The following is a 484-nucleotide window of genomic DNA, read 5'->3' on the forward strand; positions in this document are numbered from 1 at the left end:
GGTTCAGTTCACGCGACGCGTCGGCGAGGATGATGCCGCCCCCCGTGTAGATGTACGGACGCTTCGCCGTCAGCAGCAGCGACACGGCCTTGCGGATCTGACCCGAATGGCCCTTCGTGACGGGGTTGTACGAACGCAGCGACACGCTCTTGATCGGCTCGTACTGGCACGGCGTCTTCGAGATGTCCTTCGGGATGTCGATCAGCACCGGGCCCGGACGGCCGGTGCGGGCGATATAGAACGCCTTCTTGACGGTTTCCGCGAGGTCGCGCACGTCCTTCACGAGGAAGTTGTGCTTCACGCACGGACGCGTGATGCCGACGGTGTCGCATTCCTGGAACGCATCCTGACCGATCGCGGCCGTCGGCACCTGGCCGCTGATCACGACCATCGGGATCGAATCCATGTAGGCCGTTGCGATGCCGGTCACCGCGTTGGTGACACCGGGGCCCGACGTCACGAGGCAGACGCCGACGTTGCCGGT

At 64.9% G+C, this 484-nt stretch carries 1 protein-coding gene; it reads right to left on the reverse strand.

Annotated features, from left to right (window positions below; genetic code table 11):
• On the reverse strand, positions 1-484 hold a 484-nt coding region (locus tag M3191_RS18225), incomplete at both ends, for a thiamine pyrophosphate-binding protein (protein ID WP_251701730.1).

It is taken from the genome of Sporosarcina luteola, assembly GCF_023715535.1.
GTDB classification, from domain to species: domain Bacteria; phylum Bacillota; class Bacilli; order Bacillales_A; family Planococcaceae; genus Sporosarcina; species Sporosarcina luteola_B.